19 protein-coding genes, 1 pseudogene and 1 CRISPR repeat array are annotated in these 25,660 nt (G+C 53.9%); of the genes and pseudogenes, 14 read left to right on the top strand and 6 right to left on the bottom strand.

The features are described from left to right. Positions 1-3: 3 nt before the first annotated feature. The 3 genes from RFN81_RS14650 to RFN81_RS14640 all read right to left on the bottom strand — a co-directional run bounded on the left by RFN81_RS14650 (position 4) and on the right by RFN81_RS14640 (position 2,728). Positions 4-858 (bottom strand): metal ABC transporter permease, encoded by an 855-nt coding sequence (locus RFN81_RS14650; protein WP_264496524.1) that lies wholly within the window; start codon positions 856-858, stop codon positions 4-6. Continuing rightward, the gene (locus tag RFN81_RS14645) at positions 855-1,565 is read right to left on the bottom strand and encodes a metal ABC transporter ATP-binding protein (protein ID WP_264498992.1); all 711 of its coding nucleotides are present in this window, start codon (positions 1,563-1,565) and stop codon (positions 855-857) included. Before RFN81_RS14645 ends, RFN81_RS14650 begins: the two co-directional genes overlap by 4 nt. A 251-nt stretch (positions 1,566-1,816) precedes the next feature. Further along, complete coding sequence (locus tag RFN81_RS14640; RefSeq protein ID WP_264496523.1) at positions 1,817-2,728, bottom strand: LysR family transcriptional regulator; 912 nt, start codon at positions 2,726-2,728, stop codon at positions 1,817-1,819. Between the two features lie 115 nt (positions 2,729-2,843). Here RFN81_RS14640 and speB point away from each other — a divergent pair, with 115 nt between their 5' ends. Genes speB through RFN81_RS14605 form a run of 7 tightly spaced genes read left to right on the top strand, consistent with a single transcriptional unit; the run spans position 2,844 to position 9,767 of the window. Further along, positions 2,844-3,794, top strand: coding sequence for an agmatinase (gene speB / locus RFN81_RS14635; protein WP_264496522.1), 951 nt, complete (start codon positions 2,844-2,846; stop codon positions 3,792-3,794). 10 nt (positions 3,795-3,804) lie between these two features. Then, on the top strand, positions 3,805-4,653 hold the full coding sequence (locus RFN81_RS14630) for a sugar phosphate isomerase/epimerase family protein (protein WP_264496521.1): 849 nt from the start codon (positions 3,805-3,807) through the stop codon (positions 4,651-4,653). 12 nt (positions 4,654-4,665) lie between these two features. Beyond that, entirely contained in the window at positions 4,666-5,742 is a 1,077-nt protein-coding gene (locus tag RFN81_RS14625; protein ID WP_264496520.1) for an isopenicillin N synthase family dioxygenase, read from the top strand. A gap of 9 nt (positions 5,743-5,751) precedes the next feature. Next, on the top strand, positions 5,752-6,555 hold the full coding sequence (locus RFN81_RS14620) for an ABC transporter substrate-binding protein (protein ID WP_264498991.1): 804 nt from the start codon (positions 5,752-5,754) through the stop codon (positions 6,553-6,555). Between the two features lie 24 nt (positions 6,556-6,579). Continuing rightward, positions 6,580-8,100 (top strand): amino acid ABC transporter permease/ATP-binding protein, encoded by a 1,521-nt coding sequence (locus RFN81_RS14615; protein WP_264496519.1) that lies wholly within the window; start codon positions 6,580-6,582, stop codon positions 8,098-8,100. Beyond that, a complete protein-coding gene (locus RFN81_RS14610) occupies positions 8,101-8,829 on the top strand; it encodes a class II aldolase/adducin family protein (RefSeq protein ID WP_264496518.1) in 729 nt (242 codons plus the stop codon). Between the two features lie 5 nt (positions 8,830-8,834). Next, entirely contained in the window at positions 8,835-9,767 is a 933-nt protein-coding gene (locus tag RFN81_RS14605; RefSeq protein ID WP_264496517.1) for a 2-hydroxyacid dehydrogenase, read from the top strand. A 113-nt stretch (positions 9,768-9,880) separates the two neighbouring features. On the opposite strand, the gene RFN81_RS14600 is transcribed toward RFN81_RS14605, so the two are convergent. Further along, on the bottom strand, positions 9,881-10,354 hold the full coding sequence (locus RFN81_RS14600) for a MarR family winged helix-turn-helix transcriptional regulator (protein ID WP_264496516.1): 474 nt from the start codon (positions 10,352-10,354) through the stop codon (positions 9,881-9,883). Positions 10,355-10,552: 198 nt separating this feature from the next. Here RFN81_RS14600 and RFN81_RS14595 point away from each other — a divergent pair, with 198 nt between their 5' ends. From RFN81_RS14595 to rarD, 3 genes are read left to right on the top strand one after another with little or no spacing between them, the layout of a single operon-like run. After that, on the top strand, positions 10,553-11,902 hold the full coding sequence (locus RFN81_RS14595) for a uracil-xanthine permease family protein (RefSeq protein WP_264496515.1): 1,350 nt from the start codon (positions 10,553-10,555) through the stop codon (positions 11,900-11,902). After that, entirely contained in the window at positions 11,895-12,533 is a 639-nt protein-coding gene (locus RFN81_RS14590; RefSeq protein WP_264496514.1) for a cysteine hydrolase family protein, read from the top strand. Before RFN81_RS14595 ends, RFN81_RS14590 begins: the two co-directional genes overlap by 8 nt. Next, a complete protein-coding gene (rarD, locus tag RFN81_RS14585; protein ID WP_264496513.1) occupies positions 12,530-13,420 on the top strand; it encodes an EamA family transporter RarD in 891 nt (296 codons plus the stop codon). The genes RFN81_RS14590 and rarD overlap by 4 nt, the downstream gene beginning before the upstream one ends. A 345-nt stretch (positions 13,421-13,765) precedes the next feature. On the opposite strand, the pseudogene RFN81_RS14580 reads toward rarD, so the two are convergent. Together RFN81_RS14580 and ssb1 are read right to left on the bottom strand one after the other, a co-directional pair. Then, positions 13,766-13,816: pseudogene (locus tag RFN81_RS14580) on the bottom strand (hypothetical protein); the annotation flags it as partial. A 102-nt stretch (positions 13,817-13,918) separates the two neighbouring features. Then, positions 13,919-14,464 carry a single-stranded DNA-binding protein SSB1 gene (gene ssb1, locus RFN81_RS14575; RefSeq protein WP_264496512.1) on the bottom strand — a complete coding sequence of 182 codons (546 nt, stop codon included), beginning with the start codon at positions 14,462-14,464 and terminating at the stop codon, positions 13,919-13,921. A gap of 321 nt (positions 14,465-14,785) precedes the next feature. Here ssb1 and uvrA point away from each other — a divergent pair, with 321 nt between their 5' ends. The 4 genes from uvrA (at position 14,786) to cas3f (ending at position 25,654) form a co-directional block, all read left to right on the top strand. Continuing rightward, on the top strand, positions 14,786-17,620 hold the full coding sequence (uvrA, locus tag RFN81_RS14570; protein ID WP_264496511.1) for an excinuclease ABC subunit UvrA: 2,835 nt from the start codon (positions 14,786-14,788) through the stop codon (positions 17,618-17,620). A gap of 65 nt (positions 17,621-17,685) precedes the next feature. Then, positions 17,686-18,105, top strand: a complete 420-nt coding sequence (locus RFN81_RS14565; RefSeq protein ID WP_264496510.1) for a secondary thiamine-phosphate synthase enzyme YjbQ — start codon at positions 17,686-17,688, stop codon at positions 18,103-18,105. A gap of 14 nt (positions 18,106-18,119) precedes the next feature. Further along, positions 18,120-21,087: direct repeats of the CRISPR family, unit length 28 nt; unit sequence TTTCTAAGCTGCCTATACGGCAGTGAAC. A gap of 293 nt (positions 21,088-21,380) precedes the next feature. Continuing rightward, positions 21,381-22,361 carry a type I-F CRISPR-associated endonuclease Cas1f gene (gene cas1f, locus RFN81_RS14560; protein ID WP_264498990.1) on the top strand — a complete coding sequence of 327 codons (981 nt, stop codon included), beginning with the start codon at positions 21,381-21,383 and terminating at the stop codon, positions 22,359-22,361. Further along, positions 22,358-25,654, top strand: a complete 3,297-nt coding sequence (cas3f, locus tag RFN81_RS14555) for a type I-F CRISPR-associated helicase Cas3f (RefSeq protein ID WP_264496509.1) — start codon at positions 22,358-22,360, stop codon at positions 25,652-25,654. Before cas1f ends, cas3f begins: the two co-directional genes overlap by 4 nt. The last annotated feature ends 6 nt before the right edge of the window (positions 25,655-25,660 follow it).

Here is a 25,660-nt window from a genome sequence, read left to right as displayed (position 1 = left end):
TAATCAACGGCGCAGGCGTAACAGCCCACCGTGGTGACCCACACAGACAGAGAAACAGAAAAACAGTGTCATCGTCAGAATGATGGCGGGGCCGGCGGGCAGCTCGGTATAGTAAGACCACAGCAGCCCGATGAGGCTGCTAAGCGCCCCTTGTAGCACGGCAACACCAAGCATTACGGGCAGGCGCTGCGTCCAGAATCGGGCGCTGGCGGCGGGCAGCATCATCATGCCGACCGTCATCAGCGTGCCCAATAGCTGAAACCCCGCGACCAGATTGAGCACCACCAGCGACAAAAACAGGCCGTGGATTAATGCCCGATAGCGACCCGCCCCGATGCGCAGAAAAGTGACGTCAAACGATTCAATGACCAGCGCGCGATAAATCACCGCCAACGCCAGCAAAGAACTGGATCCGATCAACGCAATATCGATCAGCGCATAGCGATCTACCGCCAAAATCGATCCAAATAACACATGCAGCAGATCGATACTGGAACCGCGTAGTGAAACCAGTGTGACGCCGAGCGCTAACGAACCGAGGTAAAACCCGGCAAAGCTGGCATCCTCTTTAAGTTCCGTATGGCGGGTGACGAAGCCAGAGAGCATGGCGACGGACAATCCGGCGATAAAGCCGCCGATGCCCATCGCCAGTAGCGACATCCCGGAGATGAGATAGCCGATGGCGACGCCGGGTAAGACCGCGTGCGACAGCGCATCGCCAATCAGACTCATGCGTCGCAGCAGCAGAAAACAGCCCAGCGGCGCGGCGCTCAGTGTGATGACCAGACAGCCGACCAGCGCCCGACGCATAAAACCGAATTCGGTAAAGGGTGAAGTCATCAGGTGAAGGAACATCATGATGCAACGACCCTGAGGGTTGGCCTATCACCGTTAACCTGGCGCGGCTCATGTAATAGCGCGAGCGCCTCACCCCAACGGTGGCCGCCAGGGCTAAGATGTAAAATGGCTGGAAAATGTTGTTCGACCATCGTCAGATCGTGCAATACGGCCAGTATGGTTCTGCCTTCGGCATTAAGTTGCTTAATCACGCGCAAGAGCGTCTGCGTGGTGTGTTCATCAATGCCAGTAAAAGGTTCATCCAACAGGATGATCGGCGCTTGCGTGAGCAACAGCCGTGCGAAGAGCACACGCTGTAGCTGCCCGCCAGACAGGACGCCAATATATCGGTCCGCGAAATCCGCCATGGCGACGGCGCCGAGCGCATCGGTCGCTTTTCGATGCCAGTTGGCGTTGATACTCCGCAGCAAGCCGCGATGGGGTAGTGACCCCATGAGAACCAGATCGCGAACATTGATAGGAAAGCGTCGATCAAATTCGGAGATCTGGGGTAAATAGCCTACAGCGCGCTCTTGGTTGTCAACGTCGAGGCGGAACGAACCGGAAATCGGCGGCAGCAACCCCGCCAGGGTTTTCAACAGCGTTGATTTCCCTGTGCCATTCGCACCAATAATCGCGGTTAGCGAACCTTGATGGAAACAGCCGTTGAGCGTACCCAATGGTGGCTGACCGTGATAGCCAAAAGCCAATTCTTGTAAAGCAATCATGGCAATATCACCGCCCATCCAACGAGCAGCCATAATGGCACCAATAGCAAGGAAACCAGCAACACGCGTCGTAGCGCGGAGAGAGAGTAAAAACTTGTCATCATCATCGGCAAAAATTTGAATTGTTATAATATAACATATCATTTTTGAGCGATGACGCTAGAGGTAATCGGTAAAAAAGTATGTAAGTTGGTATGGGGAAATTGCGGGGGATGACGAAACGAGTAAACCTGCTATTCCCGGTCTGGATGTCATTCACTCCACTTCGGTCTGGCCACGGTATTCTTCTTCAGAAGATTGCGAAACGCCTTCAGGTAAGGTTCATTGCTGCGCCCGCGCTTACAGATCGCCGAGAAGGGGGATTGAAAGCCAAACTCATTAGGCAACAGTACGCGCAGGCGATTCTCCTTAATCCATGGCCAGGCGTAGTGCTCAGGAAGGTAGCCGATGTATTTCCCGGACAGGATGAGCAGCAGTTGCGCATCGACGGTTTCAACCGTGGCGCTGCCTTTGCTGAACCCACGCCGCCGCAGGTCGCTGGTGTTCCAGTAGCTGCGTGTCACCAACGGGCACTGGCTTATCCGATCTTTGTCGAGCTGACGGCTAAAGAACATCGGGTGTAAATCGCTACAGTAGAGCCAGTGCTGCTCACGGTAGAGCGGTTCGCTGATGATGTTATGCACCCGCGAGTTATAGCTGCCGATGGCGAGATCGATATGATTATTCAGTACGCCGTGAAGCTGTTCCGTCGGGGTGCGGATAATCAGCTTGATATGCACATTGGGAAACTGATCGCTAAAACTGCGCAGCACCACCGGCAGCGACAGTGCGGTTTCTGTCTCGATGGAGTCGAGAACTGAAATGCATATCGTGCCGCTATGTTCGCCTTTCAGCAGCGCCGACTGGCGTTCCAGTTCATTGAACTCACTCAGTACGCGGATCGCCTGTTGTAAAAAATGCTGCCCTTTCTCCGTTAACGCAAAGCCGCCGCGCCCGCGCTGGCACAGGATAAAGCCAAGCTGACCTTCCAGTTGTGACATCGCATTGCTGATGGCGGAAACCGAAATTCCCAACTCTTGCTGGGCTTGGCTAAAGCTCTCAAGGCGAGCAACCGCCTCGAAAACCTGGAGTTGTCGAATATTAAGCGTCGCGTCGTTAAGCATGGCAGTTAGTTCACTAAAAAATGAACTAAGTATTTACAGCAGACGATGTAAAGTCCAGCACATCTTGCGCACTATCCCTGCTGTTGAGTTTTGAATATCAGATTCAGGAGCAGAAATGGATAACGTCTTTCATCAACCGCAGGGCGGCAACGAGATGCCGCGTTTTGGTGGCCGCGCCACGATGATGCGCCTGCCATTTATTGAGGATTTACAGGATCTTGATGCAGCCTTTGTCGGCATCCCACTGGATATCGGAACCTCCCAGCGTTCCGGCACGCGCTACGGACCACGCTATATTCGTACTGAATCGGTGATGATTCGCCCGCACAATATGGCCACCGGCGCGGCGCCTTTTGCGTCGCTGTCGGTGGGGGATATCGGCGATGTGCCAATTAATACCTACAGCCTGCTCAAATCGGTGCAGATTATTGAGGATTACTACACCAGTTTAAATAGTTTCCCGCTTATCCCGCTGACGCTGGGAGGCGATCACACCATTACTTTACCGATCTTGCGCGCGCTGACCAAAAAGCACGGCCCGGTTGGGCTGATTCACGTCGATGCCCACACCGATACCAACGATGAGATGTTCGGCGAAAAGATTGCCCACGGCACCACCTTCCGCCGCGCCGTCGAAGAGGGGCTGCTGGATCTTAAACGCGTCGTCCAGATTGGCCAGCGCGCGCAGGGCTACGCCGCCGGTGACTTCCAGTGGGGCGTCGATCGCGGTTTTCGTCTGGTTCAGGCCGAGCAGTGCTGGCACAAATCTTTAATCCCGCTAATGGCCGAAGTGCGCCAGCAAATGGGGGCTGGCCCGGTTTATCTCAGCTTCGATATTGATAGCCTCGACCCGATCTGGGCCCCCGGCACCGGAACCCCGGAAGTGGGCGGACTGACGTCGATTCAGGCGCTGGAAATCGTGCGCGGCTGCCGCGGTCTGAACCTGATTGGCTGCGACCTGGTCGAGGTCTCGCCCCCCTATGACGTCAGCGGCAACACGGCCCAGCTGGCCGCCAACCTGCTGTATGAAATGCTCTGCGTTCTCCCAGGCGTGAAATATCCATAGAGGAAAAACCATGCAGCTTAACGTCTTTCGCACGCTGTGGGGCGTCACCACCCCGTGGCAGCAAACTGTCAGCGAACTCCGGAGCGTCGGCTGCTGCGGCATTGAAGCGCGGGTTCCGCTGACGCCAGAAGAGCAGCGGACGCTGGCCCAACGCATCGAAGCGTCCGCGCTGGAGTATATCGCCATTGTGTTCAGCGGCGGCGGCGTTATTCCGGCCCAGGCCGAGACGCCCGCGCAACATCTGGAGCGCTTAAAAGAACGTTTTGCGGCGGCAAAAGCGCTTAATCCGCGCTTCGTCAATCTGCTGGCCGGTAACGACCGCTGGCCGCTGGCGCAGCAGGTGGATTTTCTCGGCAGAGCGCATGAGCTCGCCGCCGAATATGAGCTGTTCTGCAGTTTTGAAACCCATCGCGCCACGTCGCTGTATAGCCCGTGGCTGACGCTGGAGATAATTCAACAACTGCCGCAGCTGCGCTTTACCGCCGATATCAGCCACTGGATCGTGGTAAGCGAACGCCTGTTGGATGACCCCTGCGATGAATTCAGCGCCTTTATCGAACGGGTCCACCATATTCAGGCCCGCGCCGGGTACGACCAGGGGCCGCAGGTGCCGCACCCCGCCGCGCCGGAATATCGGGCGGCCCTGCGGTTTCAGCAGCGCTTCTGGGAACAGATCTGGCAATCGCAGCGCCGGCGCGGCTACCAGCACACCACGCTTACGCCGGAATTTGGCCCCGATGGCTACCTGCATCACCTGCCGTTTACCAACGTTCCGGTCGCCGACCTGTGGTCGCTGAACGCCTGGATGGCCCAGCGTGAACAGCAGCATTTTGTTGAATTCACCTCGCAAACTGAATAAGGAACGGAAGAGATGACCGCTGCAAAAAGTTCGTTTACTGAATTACCGACCATCGATATCAGCGACCTGGCCTGCGACGATCTCGTCCGACGCCAGGCGGTGGCCGACGCCATCGGCCAGGCAGCCCGCGAAGTTGGCTTTTTCTACGTTACCGGCCACGGCATCGCGCCTGAACTGATTGCCGGGATCCGCGCGGCGGCCAAAGAGATTTTCGCCCTGCCGATGGAGCGCAAGATGGCGTACTACATCGGACAGTCGAAAAGCCATAAGGGCTACGTTCCCGAAGGGGAAGAGATTTACGGCTCCGGCAAGCCCGATCACAAAGAGGCGTTTGATATCGGCTTTCAGGCCGCCGACGACCACCCGTTCGTCGTGGCGAAAACGCCGCTGATTGGCGCCAACGAGTGGCCGGACGTGCCGGAATTTCAATCCCGCGTGCTGGCCTACTATGACGCGGTCTTCGCCCTTGGGCATCGTCTGTTTGACGCCTTCGCTCTCGCCCTTGGCCTGCCGGAGGGCTATTTCAGGTCGATGGTTACCTGCCCGCCGTCAAAGCTGCGCCTGATCCACTACCCCTTTGACGCCAGCGCCGAAGATGTTCCCGGTATTGGTGCACACACCGACTATGAGTGCTTCACTCTGCTGCTCGCCGACCAGCCGGGCCTTGAAGTGCTGAACGAAGATAGCGCCTGGATCGACGCCCCGCCGCTGAAGAACGCGACCGGAGAAGAGGCTTTCGTGATTAATATCGGCGACATGCTGGAAGTCCTGAGCGCTGGCACATTTGTTGCAACCGCACACCGCGTACGCAAGGTGCCGCAGGAACGCTACTCCTTCCCGCTGTTTTTCGCCTGCGACTACCACACGCTGATTCGCCCCCTGCCGGGCTTCCTTAAGGCGGGCGAAGCCAGCGAGTATCAAGAACTGAGCATTGGTGAACATATGTGGAGCCAGGCGTTACAGACCTATCGCTACCTGCGCGAGAAAGTCACGCGCGGCGAGCTCCAGCTCCCCGAACGCGCCCGCGGCACTAACACCTTTGGCCATCTGAAAAAACAAGCACAGCAAAAAACCGTAAATAACCCGTGAGGATAAATGATGAACAAAACGCTAAAAAAACTCTCGCGCCGTGTGGCTTTATCCATCGCCGTCACCGCTTGTTTTTCACCGCTGGCTCAGGCCGCAGAGCTGCTGACCGAGGGCGTCTTTAAGGTCGGGATGGAGGTGACCTATCCGCCGTTTGAGTCCTACGACAGCAATAATAATATCGTCGGCATCGACCCGGAATTTGCAGCGCTGATCGCCGAACAGCTGAAAGCCAAACCGCAGCTTATCGACACGAAATTCACCAGCCTGATTTTAGGTATCGGTAAAAAATACGATGCGGTGATTTCCGGAATGTACGTGACTCCCGAGCGTCAGAAGCAGGCGGATGCGATTCCTTACGCCCTGTCCGGCGCGTCCATTATTGCGCTGAAAAGCAGCGCCATTCAGCCAAAAACGGAAGACGAACTATGCGGCGTGAAGGTAGGTCTGCAGGCGGGTACCGCCTGGGTTTCCAGTCTGAAAACGCACTCCGACGAGTACTGCCTGAAAAACGGCAAACCGGCCATTAGTATTCAGGAATTCCCGACCGCGCCGGAAGCCTCTCAGGCCCTGCTGTCGAAAAATATCAACGCCCAGTTAGAAATCGCCCCGGCGGCGCAAATTATCGTCGAGAAAAGCCGCGGTCGCCTGGCCATTAGCTCGAACCGCCTGGTCTATCCGCTGCCGCTGGGAATTTACGTCGCCAAAGGCAACACCGAGCTGGCCGAGGCCATTAAATCAACGTTAGCCACCCTTAAAGCCAACGGCAAATATGACGCCATCATCAAGAAATACAGCTTAGAAAGCATCAATTAATACAATAATTAAACGGGAGTCGCTATGGAGTTCGATTGGGGATATTTTTTCTCATTATTTAGCGTTGGGGCATTCTGGCAGGCGTGTGTCACCGTGGTTGTCGTCAGTTCATTGTCCTGGTTTATTGGCCTGATATTAGGTTTTCTTTTAGCCTGCGCGAAGCTCTCCGGCCCGCGCTGGCTGAAGGTTCCCGTCGAACTCTATATTTGGTTTTTCCGCAGCGTACCGCTGATGGTCCTGCTGGTCTTTGTCTATAACCTGCCGCAGCTATTTCCGGCCACCCAACCGCTGCTCGGCGTTCCGTTTATTGCCGGGCTGGTCTCTATGACGGTGACCGAAGCGGCCTACATGGCGGAAATCCATCGCAGCGGCCTGCTGTCGGTCGCCAGGGGGCAAAGCGAAGCTGGGCATGCCTTAAGCTTTAGCTTTATCGGGATTCAGCGCTTAATTATTATCCCGCAGGCGTTTCGTATTTCCCTGCCCACGCTGATTAACGAATACATCACCATCATCAAGCTCAGCTCGATTCTGTCGGTTATTTCGCTGCCGGAGCTGCTGCTGACCGGCCAGCGCCTGTACGCGCAGAATTTTCTCGTCATGGAGACGCTGCTGGCGGTCGCCGTCTATTACGTGATGATTGTCACGGTGTTTAGCTGGCTGTTTCAGGCGCTGGAAAATCGGCTAGATATTCGACGCAAACCTCCGCAAACGCTCAACGAGCGTGAATGCGAAACCCTGCGCCAGAACCTGAAGCCGCCGGTACAGACGCAAAAAGCGCAGGCCGCCAGCGGCAACCCGCCGGCGCTGGATCTGCACGCCATCGAAAAATCCTGGGGCCAGCACCACGTGCTGAAAGGCATCGACCTGAAAGTGGAAAACGGCGAGGTAATCAGCATCATCGGCCCGTCCGGCTCCGGCAAGACCACCCTGATCCGCACCATTAACGCCCTTGAAAGCATCGACGGCGGGGAGATCATTCTTTACGGCGAGGATTACCTGAAGGGCGCCTCCATTGTTGATAAACAGCAAATGCGCGCGGGCGTACGCCGCATCGGCATGGTGTTCCAGGGCTTCAACCTGTTTCCCCACCGCACGGTGCTGGATAACGTGATGCTCGCCCCGCTCTATCACAAGCTGCTCGACCGCGCCGCCGCCAGAGAGCAGGCGCTGTGGCTGCTAGATCGCGTCGGTCTGCTGGCGCACGCCGAAAAGTACCCGTACCAGCTCTCCGGCGGCCAGCAGCAGCGCGTGGCCATCGCCCGCGCCCTGGCGCTGAAACCGGACATCATGCTGTTTGATGAACCCACGTCGGCGCTGGACCCTGAACTGGTTGGCGAAGTGCTGAAGGTCATTCAGTCCCTCGCCCGCGAAGGCATGACGATGATTATCGTGACCCATGAGATGGACTTCGCCTTATCAATTTCTGACCGGATCGTGATGATGGAAGACGGCGTCGTGCAGAGCGATATGCCGCCGCAGCGCATTCGCAGCGATGCAGCCGATCCGACCCTCACCCGCATTCGTGAATTTATGGGAGTGCAATAAATGGCAACTGAACGGGAACTACGCCAGCAGCTGGCCGCCGCCTATCGTCTGGCGGCGCTCTTCGGCTGGGAAGACACGCTGTATACCCACTTCTCCGTGCGCCTGCCCGGTGACGGCGAGCCGCGGTTTTTGATTAACCCCTTTGGCATGATGTTTGACGAAGTCACCGCCAGCAACTTAATTGTGGTCGATATGCAGGGCAAGGTCGTCGAGGGCAGCGCCCCGGCAAACTCGGCGGGATTTACCATTCATAGCGCGGTCCATATGGCCCGGGAAGACGCCCACTGCGTGATCCACACCCACACGCTGCCGGGGATGGCGGTCGCCGCCTGTGCGGAAGGGCTGCTGCAACTTAACCAGATCAGCACCGAGTTTTATCAACGCGTCGGCTACCATCCTTATGAAGGCGTGGCGTTCGATCTCGATGAACGCGAGCGCATCCAGCGCTCGCTCGGCGCGAACATCGCCCTGATCCTGCAAAGCCACGGGCTGCTGTCGGTCGGTCGCACCGTCGCCGATGCGTTTTACATCATGTACTACCTGAATCGTGCCTGTGAGATCCAAATGGCTGCCGCGCAGTTGGCTTCGCTCGGCTCCATTCATACGATCCCCGATCGCCTGAGCCAGCACGCCTGCGAGCAGCTGAAGGGAGTCGAACATGAACGCCAGCTGGTGTGGCAGGCGTGGCTGCGTCGCCTCGACCGTCTTGATACGTCTTATAAGAGTTAACGCCTATGACTCCGTTCACTATCGTCGTGGATTGTAACGATCTTCAATATGCCCAGGAGATTTGCGCCGCTTTCGCGCCATTTCCGCAGGCAAAAGCGGTCCTGCCTGACCACCCCGCCGCTCGCGAGGCGCAATACGCCTGCTGCTGGTTTCCCGATCCGCAGATCCTGGCGCGATCGCCGCAGCTAAAGCTGATCCAGGCAGCGTCCGCCGGCGTCGATCATCTCCCGGCCAGCATTTTCGCCAGCGATGTTCCGCTCTGCCGGGTGGTTGACGATGATTTTCGCCACGGCATGTTTGAATACGCGCTGTGGGGCGTGCTGTGGTTTCAGCGCCGCTTTGACCGGGCGCTGGCGCACCAGCGCAAGCGCATCTGGAAGATGTATCCGCAGCGCGCGGCGGCCGATTATCACGTTGGCGTCATGGGCCTCGGTGAAATTGGCGGCTATATCGCCTCGCAGCTCGCGGGGCTGGGGTATCGGGTTTCCGGCTGGGCGCGGAGCGAGAAATCCCTGGCAGGCGTGCGCTGCTTTCACGGCGACGCGCAGGCCGATGAATTTCTTGCCCCATTGGATGTGTTGATCAACGTCCTGCCGTTAACCGAGCAGACACGAGGTATCCTCGCCTACCCTTTACTGGAGCGGCTCCCTAACGGCGCGGCGTTGATAAACTGTGGCCGCGGCGAGCATATGGTGAACCAGGATGTGATCCGGGCGCTGGATAGCGGCAAGTTATCCGGCGCAGTGCTGGATGTATTCCCCGTCGAGCCTCTACCGCAGGAAAACCCGCTGTGGCAACACCCGCAAGTGGTTATCACCCCGCATATGGCCTCAAGCGCGCAAATTGAGGTGATTGCCCGCCAACTGCTGGACAACATCCAGCGGCTGCGGCAGGCGCTGCCGCTGAAAAATGAAGTTAACAAATCGCGCGGTTATTGACCCTAAAGGCATTAGCCTCGCACTCGGCCGCACCGTTCTACGCGATGTAGCGGATTTGGCCTATCCGGCGCGCGAGCGATGCGAGTCACGCGGTGGGCTGGGCTACCGAATACTCATTCAAAATGTTTTACCGGGACGCTGGCGATGTGATTGTTCCCTTCAACAAGTTGCTTCATCAGGCTCAGGAACTGTTGCCGCTCATGGGCTGACAGCGGGGCCAGGAGCCGAAGTTGCGCCTCATGCATTTGTTGCTGCGTCTTCGTCAGCAGACGCCTGCCTTTAAGAGTAATGTTGACGACTTTGCGCCTTTTATCGCTGTAATGCATTTCCCTCTTCAGCAATTGACGCTTTTCCAGTAGTTCGATCGTCGCGGCCAGCGTCGTTCGATCTGCCCCTAATTCTTCGGAGAGCGCCGTTTGATCAAGCCCACTCTGCGTGTTCAATACGGTGAGTAGACCATACTGTAGCGGCGTGATTTCTCCCTTAAGCATATCGTAGAAAATAGCGTGATGGACCTGATTCAGCCGACGTATCAGGAAACCGGGGCGCTGCCATAGAATTTCAGTATTTATTTCTTCGTCACACATGTTTCATCCTGGTGCATGGGGCGCACTGTGACAGTGCGATAGCGTATTCAAATTGTTTTAAGTATAAATTAAATAAAAAATAATACATATTTTTCATATAAATATAAGATAATGATCAGTATACGGCATACTTATTGCAACATCATAAATTCTTGGAACATAACACCGAATAGATGCACTCAATTAATGGGTATTGCCATGATCAACACACCCCAAACACTGTCTGTTGGTATAGAAGATAAGCTACCACGCCTGCAAACGATCATGTTTGCATTGCAGCATTTATTGGCGCTTACCGGAATCTGGGTTTTCCCTGTGGTTATTGGTTCAGCCCTCAATCTGAGTAGTCAGCAAACGGGTATGATGGTGCAAGCCTGTTTTTTTACCACAGGTATCGTCACGATCCTACAATCAGGGCGTTTGCTGCGTTTGCCCGTCGTGCAGGGGCCGACCGCCGCGTTCATGGTCGCCGTTTTAGGGTCTGCGCATAGCGTCGGTTTGGGCACGACATTTGGCTCTATGTTTATCGCCGCCTTGATTTTTGCCGTGATGTCCATCCCGCTTAAGCGGTTCGGCATGATGGGATTGCTCATTCGCTTCATATCGCCCCCCATCGTTTTTGGCAGCCTTTTAGTGATTATCGGTGCACAGTTGGCAAGTATTGGCCCCGGCGGCTGGTTTAGCACGGCGAGCGGCGGGACGCTTGGCACGAGCTTTCTGGCGGCGCTCGTCACGATTGTGACAGTGATTGGATGCATGGTATTCGGGCGTTATGACGTGATTAAACGCGGCGCTTTACTCTGGGGGATCGTGGCAGGCGTCATCGTTTTTAAACTCGTGACGCCGTGGCACTTTCCCGACTTGAGCGAGACGCCATTTGTGTCCTTGCCGACAATATTTGCCTTCGGGTTTGGCGTCTCTTTTCCCGTCGTACTGCTCATGATGCTCGCTTTTCTTCAGGCTTCCGCGGAAGCAATGGGTATGTATTCCCTGCTGGCTGAATGGGGCGGGCAAACGCTGACTACACAGCGTGTTAATCGCGGGCTCTTTACGGAATTTTTAGGTTGTGCCGTAGGGGCGGCAGCGGGCGGGTTGGGAACAACGTCTTATCCCGAAAATGTGGGGATTATTCGCGTTTCAGGCGTAGCCAGCCGTTTTGTCACACTAACGGCTGGCGTGTTTTCCTTGGCGTTAGGCGTGTTGCCGCAGGTTGGACTATTACTAGCCAGCCTTCCTGAGCCTGTTCTTTCCGCCGCATCCTCAATACTTTTCGGCATTATTGCGCTCAGCGGCATTCAGATGTTGGCCCGCGTTCAGTGGGATGAACTCAATCTAGCGGTAGCCGCGCCAGCTTTCATACTTTCCATGGGCAGCATGTACCTTCCTGACAATGTTCTGGCGCTTTTGCCGGATGCGGCAAAAGGGATCCTGACGCAGCCAATGATGCTTGGAGTGATTTTGCTGATTTTTCTTAATGTGGTGGTCAATGTATTGGTGCGTAAATCGCGTGAAAATTTATTAGCAAACGGAGTCGTAGGAAATGATTAAAAAAACCACGTGGAATATTAATGTCGCGCGTACGGCGCTTATTATCGTGGATATGCAGAAAGTATTTTGTGTCGAAGGGGAAGGGCTGTACGTGCCTGAAACAGTAAATATTATCGAGAAGATTGCTTCGCTGAGTACTTTAATGCGTGAACGCAATATGCCGGTTATCTATTTACGTCACGTCGTGCGCGGAGACGGCAGCGATACAGGGCGTATGCAAGATTTATATCCTAATGTGAATACGCTTCTGGGACGGGATAATCCCGCCGTAGAGATTATTGATGAGCTCTATCCACAGTCGGGCGATATTGTCGTAGATAAATTATTTTACAGTGGTTTTCACAATACTGATTTGGATGCCATTCTACGGATGAAAGATATCGATACGCTAATCGTCTGCGGCACGGTGACCAATGTTTGCTGTGAAACGACGATTCGCGACGGGGTACACCGCGAATATAAAATGATCGCCCTAAGCGATGCGAATGCCGCCATGCCTTACCCCGATATGGGCTTCGGCGCCGTGACCGCAGCAGAAGTGCAGCGTATCGCACTGACCGCGATGGCCTATGAGTTTGCCGAAGTGACCGATACCGCTGATGTTATGGATCGTATCAGGAGAGCTGTGTGAAGCAAGGGATTGTCCTGTCGCTGATGTCATCCGCGTTGTTTGCGTTATTGCTTTATTATACCGCGTGGCTGGCACCGCTTCAGGGGCAGGATATTTTTGCCTGGCGAGTGATAGCTAGCCTGCCATTTTATATGCTTATTCTGTTATTACAGAAAAACATTAGGCGCTTTATCGATGAGACGGTCGGTTTATTGCGTAACAGGCGGCACGTGATGATTATCGTGACCTGCACGTTATTGGTTGGCCTTCAGATTGGCGTGTTTGGTTGGGCGCCGGTGCATAACCAAAGTCGGGAATTAGCAATGGGGTATTTTATGTTGCCGCTAATGATGGTATTAGTGGGGCGCATCGGTTTCGGTGAACGCCTCTCTTTTTTCCAGAAACTCGCGGTAGCTAGCGCTATAGTCGGCGTGTTGCTTGCATTGCTTTTTAATGGCGCGTTATCACTGGTTTCCGCCATCGTGATATTTGGCTATCCTCCCTATTTCATATTAAAACGGCAGCTTAAACAAAATGCCTTTAACAGTGTCATTCTGGAAAGTATTCTGCTTTTGCCCCTCGCGCTAGGGATTGTGATAACCAGTGAAAGCACACATACGCTTGCCACATTTAATTCAGCTATGTTGCTTATTGGGTTGGGGATAATTAGCGGAACGGCATTAATCGGTTATTTGATGGCGAGCCAAAGGCTAACGTTCACATTGTTTGGCATGATGAGTTATGTCGAACCCTTATTGCTGTTCATGGTTTCATTACTTTTACCGGGCGACGGGCTATCCATGACGGGCTTACTGACTTATATACCGATATGGCTGGCCGTGGCGTTTCTGGTGGTTGATGGTTTAGCCAAGCAGAAAAACGCATCGACCCTGTTAGTCAAAAACTGATTTTCCCTCGCGTAAAAGCGGCCAGGTTGTCAAATCAATCGATAACAACCTGGCTGCGACCCGTCGCCCACTCTTATGTTGACGCACGGATGAGTAGCGGACAAGGCAGTTGCTGACAACCGCGGTTTTCGCGCTGTTCAATAAGGTAGCGAGTCGCTTGATACTACGCGGCATACTTACTTGGGATGTAAGACGGAAGTGTGCAAATATGTCAACCGAAAACGGCGTGGTGGCCGTATCCTGCGCCAGGATAGCGGTTGTCGATGCGTTATTCCGCTGGGTGCGTATTTTCCGCGCAGAATGGTCAGGGATATAATTCAGCGCTTGTACCGCGGCCATGACCCGCTTTCTGGTCTCAGGGCTAACGGCATCGGGATAGTTGTTTACCCGCGACATCTTTCAGGGATGCCATATTTTTTCCAGAGTTAGAAACAAAAGCCCCCTGCTTTAACAGGGGGGATACTCGTAAATTCTTTACATTTTTTTCTAAGGTCAATCTCAGAACGGAATGTCGTCGTCGAAATCCATTGGCGGTTCGTTGCTTTGCGCTGGGGCGTTATTGGGTGTAGGGGCGGCGTTTTGCGCGGGACGTTGCTGCGCCTGCGCCCCGCCGCTGAACTGGTTGCCACCCTGTGGTTGCTGCGGCTGGCCCCAGCCGCCTGGTTGCCCGCCGCCTGCGGGCGCACCGCCACTCTGGCGACCGCCTAACATCTGCATTGTACCGCCGACGTTAACAACGACTTCGGTGGTGTAGCGATCGGCGCCTGACTGATCGGTCCACTTACGTGTTTGTAATGAACCTTCAATATAAACTTGAGAACCCTTGCGCAGGTATTCGCCCGCCACTTCCGCCAATTTGCCGAATAGCACCACACGGTGCCATTCGGTCTTCTCTTTTTGTTCACCGGTTTGCTTGTCGCGCCAGCTTTCCGATGTCGCCAGCGTGATGTTGGCAACTGCACCGCCGTTTGGCATGTAGCGGACTTCCGGGTCTTGCCCCAGATTCCCGACAAGAATCACTTTATTAACGCCTCTGCTGGCCATGCTCGTGTCTCCTGATGAATACGTCTATTTAAGTCTAAACGATCGATTTTATCATGATAAACATTTGTATCATATCTGCGAAATGACGTCAGAAATGAAGGGCGCGTTTGCCGCGGTTACATGAAAAATGGAACCGGTACTGGATATCCATTCAGTTTTTTTTATGGCAAGCTATTCACTGTCTGCTCTCTCTTCAGGCACGAGCAAGCGACGCTAAAAAACGCGTCCGGCGTTTTATTTATGCCATAATGGCTGGTTTCGTACCGGTTCTCTTCGCGTGAGAGGCGATCGCAAACCGTTTTTATTCCGGGAAGTGTGTGAATGGATAAGATAGAAATTCGTGGTGCCCGCACCCATAATCTCAAGAACATCAACCTAATAATTCCCCGTGACAAACTGATCGTCATTACCGGCCTGTCGGGGTCGGGGAAGTCATCACTGGCGTTTGACACGCTGTATGCCGAAGGGCAACGGCGCTATGTGGAATCGTTGTCTGCCTATGCGCGTCAGTTCTTGTCGCTGATGGAAAAACCGGATGTCGATCATATCGAAGGGTTGTCCCCCGCGATCTCTATTGAGCAGAAATCCACTTCACACAACCCGCGCTCCACGGTCGGGACGATTACCGAAATTCATGATTACCTGCGCCTGCTGTTTGCGCGCGTGGGTGAACCGCGCTGTCCAGAACATGATGTGACACTGGATGCGCAGACGGTTAGCCAAATGGTAGACAATGTACTGGCGCAACCGGAAGGCAAACGCCTGATGCTGCTGGCGCCGATTGTGAAAGATCGCAAGGGCGAGCACAGCAAGACGCTGGAAAACCTGGCATCACAGGGCTATATCCGTGCCCGTATCGACGGCGAAGTGTGCGATCTGTCCGATCCGCCAAAGCTGGAATTACAGAAAAAGCACACCATTGAAGTCGTCGTCGATCGTTTTAAAGTCCGTGAGGATCTGGCTCAGCGGCTGGCTGAGTCTTTTGAAACAGCGTTGGAGCTGTCTGGCGGCAGCGTGGTGGTGGCGGATATGGACGATCCTACGCAGCCTGAACTGCTGTTCTCGGCAAATTTTGCCTGCCCGATATGCGGCTATAGCATGCATGAGCTGGAACCGCGCATGTTCTCATTTAATAACCCGGCGGGCGCGTGCCCAACCTGTGATGGGCTGGGCGTGCAGCAATTCTTTGATCCGGTGCGTGTGGTGCAAAATGCGGAACTGTCGCTGGCTGGCGGCGCGATTCGTGGTTGGGATCGGCGCAACTTCTACTATTTCCAGATGCTGCGCTCGCTGGCGGAGCATTACAAATTTGACATTGATGCTCCGTTTGAAAGCCTGAGCGCGACGCTGCAAAACGTGATTTTGTACGGCTCCGGTAAAGAAAATATTGAATTCAAATATATCAACGATCGCGGTGATACGTCGGTACGCCGCCATCCGTTCGAAGGGGTACTGCACAACATGGAACGCCGTTATAAAGAAACGGAATCCACGGCGGTGCGGGAAGAATTAGCGAAATTTATCAGCAATCGTCCCTGTGCCAGTTGCGGGGGAACGCGATTGCGTGAAGAAGCGCGCCATGTGTTTGTCGAACAAACAACGCTGCCGCAGATTTCTGATATGAGCATTGGTCATGCGATGGCGTTCTTCCAAAACATGAAGCTCAGCGGGCAACGTGCTCAGATCGCTGAGAAAGTGCTGAAAGAAATTGGCGATCGCCTGAAATTTCTGGTGAATGTCGGGCTTAACTATTTGTCACTTTCTCGCTCGGCGGAAACGCTGTCCGGCGGCGAGGCGCAGCGTATTCGTCTGGCCAGCCAGATTGGCGCCGGGCTGGTGGGGGTGATGTACGTGCTGGATGAACCCTCCATCGGCCTGCATCAGCGCGACAACGAACGTCTGCTGGAAACATTGATTCATCTGCGTAATCTGGGCAATACCGTGATTGTCGTAGAGCATGATGAAGATGCGATTCGCGCGGCGGACTATGTCGTGGATATCGGCCCCGGTGCGGGCGTACACGGCGGACGCATCGTCGCGGAAGGCACGGTCGACGAGATCATGGCGGTGCCGGATTCGCTAACGGGGCAGTTTCTTAGCGGCAAACGCAGGATTGAAATCCCGCCGCAGCGGGTGCCTGCCGATCCAACGAAAGTGCTCAAGCTGATTGGCGCGAAGGGGAATAACCTGAAAGACGTCACGCTAACGCTGCCGGTTGGGCTATTTACCTGTATCACTGGCGTGTCGGGGTCGGGCAAATCCACGCTCATTAACGATACCTTATTCCCGCTGGCGCAGCGCCAGTTGAATGGCGCCACGCTGGCGGAACCCGCGGCCTACCGTGACATTCAGGGATTGGAACATTTCGATAAGGTGATTGATATCGACCAAAGCCCGATCGGTCGTACGCCGCGCTCAAACCCGGCGACGTACACCGGTATTTTTACCCCGATTCGCGAGTTATTTGCTGGCGTGCCGGAAGCACGGACCCGCGGCTACAACCCTGGGCGTTTCAGCTTTAACGTGCGCGGCGGCCGTTGCGAAGCCTGTCAGGGCGATGGTGTGATCAAAGTCGAGATGCACTTCCTGCCGGATGTTTATGTGCCGTGTGACCAGTGCAAAGGCAAACGTTATAACCGTGAAACGCTGGAAATAAAATACAAAGGCAAAAGCATTCATGAAGTGCTGGACATGACTATCGAAGAGGCTCGCGAGTTTTTTGACGCCATTCCTGCGCTGGCGCGGAAACTGCAAACGCTGATCGATGTCGGCCTGTCTTATATTCGTCTTGGACAGTCGGCAACCACGCTGTCCGGCGGGGAGGCACAGCGTGTGAAACTGTCACGCGAACTGTCAAAGCGCGGAACCGGACAGACGCTGTATATCCTTGATGAACCCACGACGGGCCTGCACTTTGCTGACATCCAGCAGCTTTTGGCCGTACTACATCAGCTGCGCGATCAGGGTAATACTATTGTGGTGATTGAACACAATCTGGATGTGATTAAAACAGCAGACTGGATTGTCGATTTAGGCCCCGAAGGCGGCAGCGGCGGTGGTGAAATTCTGGTTTCCGGCACGCCGGAAACGGTAGCAAAGTGTGAACAGTCACATACGGCCCGTTTCCTGCGGCCTATTTTGGCGCGTAAAAGTTGATTTATCAGGTGCGCCGTAAAACCCCATCCTTTAGGGCGGGGAGGATGCCAACGTGAGGGATTGGGATGTGGGCACAATATGAAATCCGTTTGAAACCGAAAGTGAGAGGTTTTCATCTGGTGACCGAAGAAATTTTGGCGCAGGTCACAGCATTGCGCCAGCTAAAAGTCGGGGTGATGCAGGTGTTCATTAAACACACCTCGGCTGCACTCACTATTAATGAAAATGCCGACCCCACGGTGCGGCAGGATTGCGAAAGCTTTTTTAACCGATTGGTGCCGGAAGATGAACCGTATTACCGCCATACTTATGAAGGCAGCGACGATATGCCTGCGCATCTGAAAAGTAGCCTATTGGGGAGCAGCCTGACGATCCCTATCACCAACGGGCGCCTGAACATCGGTATCTGGCAGGGAATCTATCTGTGTGAACACCGTAATCACGGCGGCAGCCGCGCCTTGGTTGTCACGCTAAATGGGGAATAAGCTGGCGATCCCTATTTCTAAGCTGCCTGAGCGGCAGTGAACAAACTGCATGCCTGCAATTCCTGCAAGTGGGTTTTCTAAGCTGCCTATGCGGCAGTGAACACGAGTTTAAGGCGGAGTGGGTTAGTGCCAATTTTCTAAGCTGCCTATGCGGCAGTGAACCTCAGCGACATGTTACAACGCGCCAACGATGATTTCTAAGCTGCCTATACGGCAGTGAACTGTATTTAACGTTTGCGGCATTGCGATATTTCTTTCTAAGCTGCCTATACGGCAGTGAACTACGGCATTTACCTGTAAATACTGGTGGAGCATTTCTAAGCTGCCTATACGGCAGTGAACGCGTACAGCGCACTGAGTCTGGTGCTATTGCTTTTCTAAGCTGCCTATACGGCAGTGAACGAGGAGAAGTTGTTGATGCTCGGCCCTGTGTTTTTCTAAGCTGCCTATACGGCAGTGAACTCCGCCCAATGCGACTGTTAGCGTTTTTGGTATTTCTAAGCTGCCTATACGGCAGTGAACTTTCTACACTCTCTCTAACTGTGATTGTCGCTTTTCTAAGCTGCCTATACGGCAGTGAACATAGTCGGTGCAGAACATGATCTACAGCCAAATTTCTAAGCTGCCTATACGGCAGTGAACGCGCGCTCTGCATACCATCCCTTTTGATGCCATTTCTAAGCTGCCTATACGGCAGTGAACTCAGGAGATTCAGCAGCAAGAAGGCTGGGAATTTTCTAAGCTGCCTATACGGCAGTGAACATATTGATGCTGACAAGATGAACCGCGTCACCTTTCTAAGCTGCCTATACGGCAGTGAACCGCAGTCGCATTCCCCATCAAGACCCCACGCTTTTCTAAGCTGCCTATACGGCAGTGAACATAGTCGGTGCAGAACATGATCTACAGCCAAATTTCTAAGCTGCCTATACGGCAGTGAACATGTTCGAATTTGAGAAAGATGTTATCAGAAATTTCTAAGCTGCCTATACGGCAGTGAACAGCTGACGTTGATAACGAACGTTACTGACCGTTTTCTAAGCTGCCTATACGGCAGTGAACTATCGGTTACAGGCCGCCAACTATGACACTCATTTCTAAGCTGCCTATACGGCAGTGAACCGATATTCTTTTCCATCTTTATTTTTACGAATTTTCTAAGCTGCCTATACGGCAGTGAACATATTGATGCTGACAAGATGAACCGCGTCACCTTTCTAAGCTGCCTATACGGCAGTGAACCGCAGTCGCATTCCCCATCAAGACCCCACGCTTTTCTAAGCTGCCTATACGGCAGTGAACGTCATGCCGCAGCTCTCCGCATGCAGTATTCTTTTCTAAGCTGCCTATACGGCAGTGAACCATAAAAACATCAGCATCACGCGCTGATTCGTTTTCTAAGCTGCCTATACGGCAGTGAACGCGCGCTCTGCATACCATCCCTTTTGATGCCATTTCTAAGCTGCCTATACGGCAGTGAACTCAGGAGATTCAGCAGCAAGAAGGCTGGGAATTTTCTAAGCTGCCTATACGGCAGTGAACATATTGATGCTGACAAGATGAACCGCGTCACCTTTCTAAGCTGCCTATACGGCAGTGAACCGCAGTCGCATTCCCCATCAAGACCCCACGCTTTTCTAAGCTGCCTATACGGCAGTGAACGTCATGCCGCAGCTCTCCGCATGCAGTATTCTTTTCTAAGCTGCCTATACGGCAGTGAACATGTTCGAATTTGAGAAAGATGTTATCAGAAATTTCTAAGCTGCCTATACGGCAGTGAACAGCTGACGTTGATAACGAACGTTACTGACCGTTTTCTAAGCTGCCTATACGGCAGTGAACTATCGGTTACAGGCCGCCAACTATGACACTCATTTCTAAGCTGCCTATACGGCAGTGAACCGATATTCTTTTCCATCTTTATTTTTACGAATTTTCTAAGCTGCCTATACGGCAGTGAACCTGAGCGAACGGCGTTTGGTGTGCCGGTCATTTTTCTAAGCTGCCTATACGGCAGTGAACTCGCCAGTGCGTTCCTGATGATGTTGCTGATCTTTCTAAGCTGCCTATACGGCAGTGAACGCGTATTTTAACGATGCGGCCACGATCGTCACTTTCTAAGCTGCCTATACGGCAGTGAACTGGCCGCCAGCGCAGAAATCATTGTTGCTCGCTTTCTAAGCTGCCTATACGGCAGTGAACGATATGGCATCCAAACTCCCTTCGATTTCGCGTTTCTAAGCTGCCTATACGGCAGTGAACGTTATAATTCCGTGCCACATACGGTGCTGCGTTTTCTAAGCTGCCTATACGGCAGTGAACAGCCCATTCGAAACATTGGGTTGCGTAATTCATTTCTAAGCTGCCTATACGGCAGTGAACTTCCGCCGCGCTGACGAAAGAGCGGGAGATTTTTTCTAAGCTGCCTATACGGCAGTGAACAAGTACCTGCCAGTATCGATCGAGTTGCAACATTTCTAAGCTGCCTATACGGCAGTGAACGAAATTGATCACCGAAACTGATGCCAAAAACATTTCTAAGCTGCCTATACGGCAGTGAACTAATGGTGGCCGCAATGGGATTGAAGATCGTCTTTCTAAGCTGCCTATACGGCAGTGAACTGCCTCTTTGACGGTTATACCGGCTGCGCGGATTTCTAAGCTGCCTATACGGCAGTGAACTAATCGCTTAACCAGAGTCACTAAGTTGCCCATTTCTAAGCTGCCTATACGGCAGTGAACTAGCGACGAGCGGCACTAGAATTTACGTTCGATTTCTAAGCTGCCTATACGGCAGTGAACCAACAATCACAGCCGGTTCATCGATTCGTCCATTTCTAAGCTGCCTATACGGCAGTGAACGATACATTGAAGATCAGTAACTTTCACATCCCTTTCTAAGCTGCCTATACGGCAGTGAACGCCGTTTGATAGCGTTCGAGTGTTGCCATCCGTTTCTAAGCTGCCTATACGGCAGTGAACTGTAGCGCAATCACTCTAACGGTTTGTTTTGTTGGCGGCAATCGCTGCTTTTTCCGAAAAAACCCTTTTTTTTAGCTTAATGCTAACCCATTGATTATTAATACTGTGGATTGGGCTAAATAAAAAGGGTAGGCATTTGGGTAATATTTCCTTCAGTCTCTATTTTTTCTCCATATCGCTGTGATAGCCTGATTTTTATCAGGTTTCCTGATCGTTTCTTTAATCTCATATAGTTAGCCTGCGATTTATTTCGTTGGCGTCACTGCGACGACTGATTACGGCAGATATACATGATGGATAACGCTTTTAGCCCTTCAGACTTAAAAACGATTCTGCATTCCAAACGCGCGAATGTTTATTACCTTCAGTATTGCCGTATTCTCGTCAACGGTGGTCGTGTCGAATATGTCACGGAGGAAGGAAACCAGTCGCTGTACTGGAACATTCCTATCGCGAATACTAGCGTGGTGATGTTGGGTACGGGCACTTCCGTTACCCAGGCAGCGATGCGCGAATTCGCCAGGGCGGGTGTGATGATTGGTTTCTGTGGCGGTGGCGGTACACCGCTGTTTGCCGCCAACGAGGCAGAGGTCGCCGTCTCCTGGCTTTCGCCGCAGAGCGAGTATCGGCCAACTGAGTATTTGCAGGATTGGGTCAGCTTTTGGTTTGATGATGAAAAAAGGCTGTCTGCCGCTATTGCCTTTCAACAGGTGCGGATCACGCAAATTCGTCAGCACTGGCTAGGGCCGCGTCTGTCACGGGAATCACATTTTACCTTTAAGCCTGACCATCTCCAGGCGCTGTTGGATCGTTATGAAAAAGGGTTAGCCGATTGCCGTACCAGCAACGACGTGTTGGTACAGGAGGCGATGATGACCAAAGCCCTGTACAAGCTGGCCGCCAATGCCGTGAGCTATGGCGATTTTACCCGTGCTAAACGTGGCGGCGGCACCGATTTGGCTAATCGATTTCTCGATCATGGCAATTATCTGGCTTATGGGCTCGCCGCCGTCTCGACATGGGTGTTGGGCCTGCCGCATGGGTTGGCGGTGTTACACGGTAAAACCCGCCGTGGCGGGTTGGTGTTTGACGTCGCCGATTTAATTAAGGATGCCCTTATATTGCCGCAGGCGTTTATTGCGGCGATGGAAGGCGAAGATGAGCAAGAATTTCGTCAGCGCTGCCTGACCGCGTTTCAACAATCCGACGCGCTGGATGTCATGATAAGCAGCTTGCAGGATGTCGCCAGCAAGCTGAGCCAGGTCGGCCGATGAATATCCTGCTCATTTCGGAATGTAATAAACGCGCGCTGGTCGAAACCCGCCGGATATTGGATCAGTTCGCTGAGCGCAAAGGCGAGCGCAGTTGGCAAACCGCTATCACACAAGACGGACTGAACACGCTTCGCAAGCTGCTGCGTAAAACAGCGCGCCGTAATACTGCCGTCGCCTGTCACTGGGTGCGTAGTGCCAATCATACGGAGTTATTGTGGATTGTCGGCAATCTGCGGCGTTTTAATGCACAAGGCAGTGTGCCTACTAACGTTACCCGCCGCGATATTCTGCGTGCAAAAGACGAAAATCCGTGGCATAGCGCCGAGACGTTCAGTCTGTTAGCCGCCATCGCCGGGTTATTTCACGATGTAGGCAAAGCCAATGCATTATTTCAGGCGGGGCTCAGTGGCGCAGGCCCACGCAGCCAGCCTTATCGGCATGAATGGGTGTCGCTGCGGTTGTTTCAGGCGTTTGTGGGGAAGCAGGATGACAACGGCTGGTTAACTGCCCTCAGCGTTATTACCCCGGAAACGGAAACGGCGCTGCTGGCGGCGTTGCTACGGGATACGCCGACATTCTGCGAGAACCCCTTTCGTACGCTGCCGCCGCTGGCGCAAACGGTCGCCTGGCTGATTATGTCCCATCATCGGTTGCCGGTGTTTAATGAATCTCCGCAGCTCGCGCCGAACCGAATGCCGCCGCAGTTAAGTTTTGCTGAGACCTGGTTAACCGATCATCTTTCTGCGCAGTGGAATGCATTGAACCATTGTGAAACTGACCGGACGCCACAGGAGCGTGAGCAAAACTGGCAGTTTCCTAACGGCACGCCGTTGCGTAGCGGCGTTTGGTGTGAAAAAGCACGTAAATTTGCCGGGCGTGCGCTGGCGCTCCCCACATTGATGCATTTCGGTCAGCTAGATCAACGATTGACCGTTCACCTGGCACGTCTCGCGCTAATGCTAGCCGACCACCACTATTCGGCGGGGGCGGCAACGATAGGCTGGCAGGATGTGACGTATCCGGTTTGGGCCAATACCGATCGACAGACAGGGGAACATAAACAGCGGTTGGATGAACACTGTATCGGTGTCGGGCAAAATGCTTTGTTGCTGGGGCGAAGCTTGCCGCGTTTACGCGATACGCTTCCCGCCATTACCCGCCACAAAGGGTTTCGCCAGCGTAGTACGCACTCGTGTTTTCGCTGGCAAGATCGCGCGTTTGACCTTGCCTGCTCTGTTCGAGAAGCCAGCAAGCAACACGGTTTCTTCGGCGTGAACATGGCTTCGACGGGGCGAGGGAAAACTTTTGCCAACGCGCGAATTATGTATGGGTTGGCAGATGAGGCGCTCGGCTGTCGCTTCTCCGTTGCGTTGGGATTGCGCACGTTGACGCTACAAACCGGCGATGCCCTGAGACAGCGTTTGACGTTGGATGAAGATGACTTAGCTGTGCTGATTGGCTCACAGGCCGTGCAAGATCTCCACCAAATGCGACAGGAAAATGCCCATCACCAGCGGAACACTGCGTTAACCGGAAGTGAATCCGCCGAGCCGTTATTCTCTGAGCATCAATACGTTCGCTATGACGGTTCGCTGGATGATGGTCGGTTAAAAACGTGGCTGGAACGTAGCCCCACGCTACATCAATTACTGAGCGCGCCCGTTTTAGTCACCACCATCGATCACTTGATGCCGGCCACGGAGGGGTTACGCGGCGGCCATCAGATTGCCCCGATGTTACGGCTACTGACCTCCGATCTGGTGCTGGATGAACCGGATGATTTTGGCCTGGACGATCTTCCGGCGCTGTGTCGGTTGGTCAACTGGGCGGGGATGCTAGGCTCACGCGTGCTGCTGTCGTCTGCCACCTTGCCGCCGACGTTAATACGCACGCTGTTCAGTGCCTATCTTGATGGTCGTGCCGCCTGGCAACAGGCTTACGGTACGCCAAATATGCCACTGAATGTGTGCTGCGGCTGGTTTGATGAGTTTGGCTGCCAACATGCGCAATATAGTGATGTGAAGCATTTTGTGGTCAGGCATGATGCCTTCGTGCAACAGCGGCTGAAAAATCTCACACGGGATGCGCTCCCGCTGCGTTTCGCCGCTATCGTCCCGATACAAACGCCCAGCAAGCAGGCGGATGATGTGCATTTGGCTGTCGCTCAGGCGATCCATTCACAGATAGTAACGTTGCATACGCAGCATCACCAACAGCATGAGAACGGGAAAACCGTCTCGCTGGGGCTGGTCAGAATGGCGAATATCAACCCGCTGGTTGCCGTTGCTCGTCAGTTGCTGGCGATGCCGTCTCCGCCGGAATTCTGTATTCATTACTGCGTTTATCACAGCCAACATCCGTTGGCGATGCGTTCCTATATTGAGCAACGGCTTGATGCTGCGCTGATGCGTAACGATGCCGATGCGTTGTGGCAGGTAGCGGAAATTCGTCAGGCGGTAGAAACCGCGCCGCAACGGCATCATGTTTTTGTGGTGCTGGCGACCGCCGTCGCCGAGGTGGGCAGGGATCACGATTATGATTGGGCCATTGTCGAACCCAGCTCGATGCGTTCGCTGATCCAGCTTGCCGGACGCGTTTTACGCCATCGGCAGGCGGCGCAGTATGTGCCTAAAACACCTAATATCGCGTTACTTAGCCACAATATTCGTGCGCTAAGAGGTGAAACGGTGGCGTACTGCAAGCCAGGGTTCGAATCGAAAGATGAACGGCTCGATACGCACGATCTGCGCGAGCTATTGCCGGAAGCTGCCTATAGCCACCCCAGCGCCGAACCGCGTATTGTACAGCCCACCCCGCTGAGCAAACCGTTTTCTCTGGTGGCGTTAGAGCATGCCGTGTTAGGGAAGACGCTGCTTGGCCTAAAAAATCAACGGCTCGATGACTTGAAATGCCCACCCGCCGCGTTCTGGTGGCGCGCGCATCCCCACTGGAATGGCGAGCTCCAGCGGCGCACGCCTTTCCGCCGTTCGCAGAGCGATGAGGCGTACTATCTGTGGATCGCCGATGAAGATGAAGCACCGGTATTCATGGTGGAGGACGATGGCCCGCGCGGCTGGAAACAAAGCGATATTGTTCGCCCGGTTACATTGAACATGGCTGAGGGCGTCTGTGCATGGGTTAACCCCGACTACCACGCCTTATACCAACGTCTGGCAGACGAGAAACAGTGGGAACTGCACTGGGTGAGCGCCCGATTCGGCGAGATTCGCCTGCGGGAAGACGAGGAAACAGACTGGCTCTGGCACCCCTTGCTGGGGGTGTTTGCGCATTGACAAGAA

It is taken from the genome of Pectobacterium cacticida, assembly GCF_036885195.1.
Classification (GTDB): domain Bacteria; phylum Pseudomonadota; class Gammaproteobacteria; order Enterobacterales; family Enterobacteriaceae; genus Pectobacterium; species Pectobacterium cacticida.
The sequence above is the reverse complement of the archived record's forward strand: the minus strand, read 5'-3'. Positions and strand labels throughout refer to the sequence as shown.

What these genes read in the sequence shown, in the direction of transcription:
- RFN81_RS14650 (WP_264496524.1), bottom strand. Translation starts at nt 858, where the DNA reads ATGATGTTCCTTCACCTGATGACTTCACCCTTTACCGAATTCGGTTTT.
- RFN81_RS14645 (WP_264498992.1), bottom strand. Translation starts at nt 1,565, where the DNA reads ATGATTGCTTTACAAGAATTGGCTTTTGGCTATCACGGTCAGCCACCA.
- RFN81_RS14640 (WP_264496523.1), bottom strand. Translation starts at nt 2,728, where the DNA reads ATGCTTAACGACGCGACGCTTAATATTCGACAACTCCAGGTTTTCGAG.
- speB (WP_264496522.1), top strand. Translation starts at nt 2,844, where the DNA reads ATGGATAACGTCTTTCATCAACCGCAGGGCGGCAACGAGATGCCGCGT.
- RFN81_RS14630 (WP_264496521.1), top strand. Translation starts at nt 3,805, where the DNA reads ATGCAGCTTAACGTCTTTCGCACGCTGTGGGGCGTCACCACCCCGTGG.
- RFN81_RS14625 (WP_264496520.1), top strand. Translation starts at nt 4,666, where the DNA reads ATGACCGCTGCAAAAAGTTCGTTTACTGAATTACCGACCATCGATATC.
- RFN81_RS14620 (WP_264498991.1), top strand. Translation starts at nt 5,752, where the DNA reads ATGAACAAAACGCTAAAAAAACTCTCGCGCCGTGTGGCTTTATCCATC.
- RFN81_RS14615 (WP_264496519.1), top strand. Translation starts at nt 6,580, where the DNA reads ATGGAGTTCGATTGGGGATATTTTTTCTCATTATTTAGCGTTGGGGCA.
- RFN81_RS14610 (WP_264496518.1), top strand. Translation starts at nt 8,101, where the DNA reads ATGGCAACTGAACGGGAACTACGCCAGCAGCTGGCCGCCGCCTATCGT.
- RFN81_RS14605 (WP_264496517.1), top strand. Translation starts at nt 8,835, where the DNA reads ATGACTCCGTTCACTATCGTCGTGGATTGTAACGATCTTCAATATGCC.
- RFN81_RS14600 (WP_264496516.1), bottom strand. Translation starts at nt 10,354, where the DNA reads ATGTGTGACGAAGAAATAAATACTGAAATTCTATGGCAGCGCCCCGGT.
- RFN81_RS14595 (WP_264496515.1), top strand. Translation starts at nt 10,553, where the DNA reads ATGATCAACACACCCCAAACACTGTCTGTTGGTATAGAAGATAAGCTA.
- RFN81_RS14590 (WP_264496514.1), top strand. Translation starts at nt 11,895, where the DNA reads ATGATTAAAAAAACCACGTGGAATATTAATGTCGCGCGTACGGCGCTT.
- ssb1 (WP_264496512.1), bottom strand. Translation starts at nt 14,464, where the DNA reads ATGGCCAGCAGAGGCGTTAATAAAGTGATTCTTGTCGGGAATCTGGGG.
- uvrA (WP_264496511.1), top strand. Translation starts at nt 14,786, where the DNA reads ATGGATAAGATAGAAATTCGTGGTGCCCGCACCCATAATCTCAAGAAC.
- RFN81_RS14565 (WP_264496510.1), top strand. Translation starts at nt 17,686, where the DNA reads ATGTGGGCACAATATGAAATCCGTTTGAAACCGAAAGTGAGAGGTTTT.
- cas1f (WP_264498990.1), top strand. Translation starts at nt 21,381, where the DNA reads ATGGATAACGCTTTTAGCCCTTCAGACTTAAAAACGATTCTGCATTCC.
- cas3f (WP_264496509.1), top strand. Translation starts at nt 22,358, where the DNA reads ATGAATATCCTGCTCATTTCGGAATGTAATAAACGCGCGCTGGTCGAA.